We start from the raw sequence: 4712 nt of genomic DNA, 5'->3' as shown, positions 1-4712 counted from the left end.
TACTCCCACGGGCAAATAATATATAAAGCCCACCTTAACTTATAAAAATTTGTGTCTTGACAATGGGGTCCACTTTATTCTTCTGTAATAACCTTCATTTGTTTTTCACTTTTACCATATAAATATTTGTATCCTTCAGATTGGCATTCAACCCATTGATCTCCTATATATGCATATGCAATTCCAATATTGAAAGGATCATATTTTACCTCAACTTGAGTATTTTCAACTTTTGGATTTCTGAATTGCTCACACCAATAATATGAATATGATAATTTAATACCTTTACCCGGATGTACTTTCCTAGTTTTCCCTTTTGGAGATGGTAATGTCATTAAAGTAAAAGTATCATCATAAGAAATATAGGTATTTGGACGACTTCCAGAAACATTAATTGATTCTTCATATGCCTCTTTTGGACTTTGATGAAGTGATGGATTTATTTTATTGTCATAAACTCTATTAAACCAGTTCTCAAGGGTTTCATTTAAAGTTTCTAGTGTCCAAATTGCATGGTTTTTCGGATTTACTGATTTAGTAACTTGTCTTACATTTTTTGTTAATTGTGTGTTACCAGCAAGGTTATGAATAAACAATTTATTAGCTATGCCGAATAATCTTTCCACATCATTTCCATATCTTGATTTTGCAGCAGGCCTCTGTTTCTTGTGAACACCATAAAAGGCCAGTAAAGACTCAAAATAAACACTATGAAATTCTTTTCCTCCATCCAAAACAAGGAAGTTAGGTAGTCGGTTATAATTCTTTACACATTCCCTAACAATCATCATACAACTGCGGTATGAAGGTGGTTCAAATGTTAGATAAAAGGCAAGGACTCTTCTAGAAAAGGCATCAATCATCACGGTAAGCCACGGCCGCATGGTCTTATGACTAGTAAGTTTTAGTTCAATATCTAGCTCAGTATGATCAATATGTGCCAGTTCGAAAACTCGCTCCCCATGCCTTGGAGTTGTAAATTCCAGTTCAGTATAAAATTCCTCAAACTTATATGCTGCTCTTCTTCCTTTTCTAGATTCTTCCACTTCATATTTAGATAGATTATTAATCGCAGTACACAATGTTTGATATGATGGTGGATCAATATTGAGTTCTTCACATTTAACTAACAATTCACGATAAACTTGTTTCGCTGTTTTAGATTTTATATTTTTGTAACTTTCATTTATTACATCAGCCATTAGCTTTTCTGTTTCAGGTGGCAATTTCGAATTTTTATTTCCTCTTTTTTTGATTCTAGGAAGAAGTCCGACAAAACCATTTCCATATAATTCTTCAGCATCACTGAATTTTTTTACCCAATTTCTGAGACTTCTTCCAGTAACATTTAACTCAACATTTTCTCCGTTTAGATATTTTGTAACAATTTCATATTTCTTGTTTGCTTCCTCCAAATCTCTTTCACTTGCTTCTGCAATCATCTTGTTTAATTTATTACTCTCATTATTGTTCTCTTTTTCTAAAGCTCGAATAATGCCTTCTGATATATATAATTCAAATAAATCAACAGGTAATTTAGAATCCTCATTAAAGCTTTTTGAGTATAGATAGACTATTTTTTCGCTACGGTCATAATTTATGATAGTCCAGATGCTATCTCCCCATAAAATACTGTTACCTGATTTTAATTCAATTTTGTTAGGTGACTTTCTTTTTCTGCTTGGTTTTTCAATTATCGAAAAACCTTTATGCTGTTCTTTATTTAGATATACTTTTACACCCTCTGGTTCGGTTATTAAATCATTGTACAAATCAATATAGATTATGTTATTTGCTATTAAGTCATATATATCATCAGAGGTAAATTGTTCCTCAGCATTTTGAATAAGGTCTAGCATAGTTATACCGGGAGTTGATATAATAGCCTCCTTAATCTTTGCAATGGTTTGATCTCCGGGAATATGATCCGTGGTAATATAATCCTCCAGAAATTCAAGGTTACGTTGAAGTATCCAATTAATCTCAGATGACGAACGTACAAGAAAATCCAAACCAAACTGTATTGCATAATTTTTTCCGAGTGAGAATTCCCATCTTCCATTATTTCTAAAATATCTATCTGGTTTTTCCTGAGACTTCTTAATAAGATGTTCTTCTGTCTTGCATTCTACCCAATAGGCTCTTTTCTTTTCGATTACAAAAAAATCTGCTGTATACCAATAAGCCATTTTTCTATTTTTATCTTTCTTACTTTGAAAATAATTCATTTTTATTTTGGGTGGTTGATCATAATACTCCAAAACATCATCATTAAATTCCATCATATAGATAGTTGGTAATTCAACCTTATGGCTCTCAAATTGAATGGTAACCCCCATCTTTTTACTGCTATACCTTCCGCTAACGTTATTTCTACCTCCCCCGACCCGTCTTGCTGGCGGAGACTGTCTTATACGTTGAATTTCCTTCTTTGCTTCTTCCGTTAAGTCCATTCTTGCTGCCCAATCTTCAAACTCACTGGAACTCATCATTGAAATATATCCTCCTATTCTTATACTCATAACCACTTTGTACTAATAAAAATTTCCAATAATCTTGTAAAACCTTTTCTTTTAAAACCCCATTTTTATTAATCATGTTTTCAACTTTTCTACGACTAGGATATAATCCTTCATTTTCCAGCTCATTAAAGGCTAGCTTAATTTGTTCTTTTAACCTTTCAATTCTCAGCCCTGACTTTTCTTTTATATAGTCGTAATATCTCCTCGATATTTGTTTACAAAGATCCGGAAAGTTTCTGTACAATACCCTTTTATCTCGACCAATTACTTTTGCAACTGAATTCATCGATATAGGAGTTTCTGTACTCAAATGTTCTATCAGTTTTCTCTCAATTACATCGTAATTAAGTGGTTTCCGAGTTGGTTTTGTTTCATTATTAATGACCTGCCTGTCATTAATTTGAAATATATTAACATCTAAATTTAGGGATTCTAAGAGGAAATCTAAAACTTTTTTGTTTAATTTAAAAGAAATTTTAAGTATGTTATCTAAAGAAGGGAAGTTTTGGCCATTTAACCAATATCGTAGAGTGTTTTTTGGAATATTTAGGTATCTTGAAAAACCTGCAACATTATTTGAAAAATATTCTTCATTTATTACGTTCAATTTGCTTATAAATGTATGCTTAAAACTTTGAACGTCTATCTTGTTATGATTTATTGATAAAATATCTTTCATATTTTCATAAACATAAAGTTCCCACCTGAATTTTTTTAGATTGATTCTATTGCTTTTACTTTCTTGGGCTAATATAGAAGAACAATGTGGACAATAGCCGGGAACCATTTGTCTGCGTATGATATCAACTTCCTTTTTACATATAGGACATCTATCAATTAAAAAGCGACTATGTTTTTTGCAAATCTCTACAGGTTTTAAGTGCCATATCAGCGGGTAATAAATAACCTTTCCATCCTTCTCCCAAGTTCTAATACAGTCAGGACACCAAGCGAGTGTATCCTTCAATAAATTTCTCAATGGAATGAATTCTTTTAGGTTGTACAAGGTTAAATTAATTAGGTCGTCTCTGGATGTTAATTTTTCAACTGTCCATGCAAGTTCAACAGCATTTTCCATGTATCCATTTACAGTTTTTGCCTTTTCATAAAAGCGGTTCCCTCCATAAGCTGAAGCCCGTTCTAAATAACCCTTATTCATTTCAGGAAAAATCATCTTATTAAATAAATGACCAACAGATATGTTATGTTCATATGCTACTCTAATTAAATAACTGCTAAGGCTTTCAACTAACTCAGTTTGTAAACCAATTGGTTCAATACTGTATAAATCACTTCTAGAATCTAAATATATTTCTATCATTCTATTACACCCCATATATTTAATAGACTAATAGTTATTATTGCCATATAAAGTATTTAAATATGCACCTTTTCCTTATCAGGTCGTTTTACGGGCATAAATAGTCTCTTTAGAGCTTTATTTGGATCCATGTAAGATATTTTTGTTTTTATTCACACATGAATATAAGGTCTAAATATACGATTTAGGGTACATTTAGACCTTATTTTTAAATTAAAAAATAAAATAAAAAAATTACAGTTAGCTATTCGAATAGCTTTTTTAATAGAGTATAATACTTAAAATTATCTTAGGAGGTTTAATAAATGCTATCATTTAGAGCTGTTTTTACTATGGAAGAGGAAAAAAATAATTATAATCGTGTAGATGTAACTTGGTACGATTGTCCAATTGACGAACCGTTTAACTATCAATACTTCGAAAATGAATCAAATAGCTATATTGCATGGACAGAGGACCTTATTAATTTTCACCAATGGATTTTTAAATATTTTTATCAAGGTTATGTACTCCAACAATTTGAGTTGATCATATACCAAGACCATAATCAGACTGAAGATGAAGTCCTATTCTCGATTCCATATTTTAATATTAAATATAAGGATTGTTTAAATATAATTCACGATGGATTAGTTAATTATAAAAGAGAAATAGTAGAAATTAACTTTATTAAATCGGTACAAAATTATGAGCATATTTTTAATAGAATCATTCTCTTTAAAAGCCATTGGTCAAGATTGGCAAATATAAAGAGTAATAAAGGAAATAAGTTAATTGAGAATGACCATATATTATAATGGACCCATAAATCTAGACACGAAATAAGGAGATGTTAAAGTAGATTTATGGGGAAAAGAAAACAATATTCA

At 30.9% G+C, this 4712-nt stretch carries 3 protein-coding genes; 1 reads left to right on the top strand and 2 read right to left on the bottom strand.

The genetic code is table 11. The features are described from left to right. Positions 1-74: 74 nt before the first annotated feature. Together WMZ97_RS21720 and WMZ97_RS21715 are read right to left on the bottom strand one after the other, a co-directional pair. Positions 75-2492, bottom strand: coding sequence for a TnsA endonuclease N-terminal domain-containing protein (locus WMZ97_RS21720; RefSeq protein ID WP_343274153.1), 2418 nt, complete (start codon positions 2490-2492; stop codon positions 75-77). Continuing rightward, positions 2476-3843, bottom strand: a complete 1368-nt coding sequence (locus tag WMZ97_RS21715; RefSeq protein ID WP_343274152.1) for a TniQ family protein — start codon at positions 3841-3843, stop codon at positions 2476-2478. Before WMZ97_RS21715 ends, WMZ97_RS21720 begins: the two co-directional genes overlap by 17 nt. Before the next feature lie 305 nt (positions 3844-4148). On the opposite strand from WMZ97_RS21715, the gene WMZ97_RS21710 reads away from it, so the two are divergent. Next, entirely contained in the window at positions 4149-4640 is a 492-nt protein-coding gene (locus tag WMZ97_RS21710) for a hypothetical protein (protein ID WP_343274151.1), read from the top strand. Positions 4641-4712 lie beyond the last annotated feature (72 nt).

It is taken from the genome of Lentibacillus songyuanensis (assembly GCF_039548255.1).
Lineage (GTDB): Bacteria > Bacillota > Bacilli > Bacillales > Amphibacillaceae > Lentibacillus_C > Lentibacillus_C songyuanensis.
Note: the sequence above shows the minus strand (reverse complement) of the source record. Positions and strands in the feature narration are given on the sequence as shown.

Bases quoted from the DNA above. Each gene is read 5' to 3' on its own strand.
- WMZ97_RS21720 (WP_343274153.1), bottom strand. From the start codon at position 2,492: ATGATGAGTTCCAGTGAGTTTGAAGATTGGGCAGCAAGAATGGACTTA.
- WMZ97_RS21715 (WP_343274152.1), bottom strand. From the start codon at position 3,843: ATGATAGAAATATATTTAGATTCTAGAAGTGATTTATACAGTATTGAA.
- WMZ97_RS21710 (WP_343274151.1), top strand. From the start codon at position 4,149: ATGCTATCATTTAGAGCTGTTTTTACTATGGAAGAGGAAAAAAATAAT.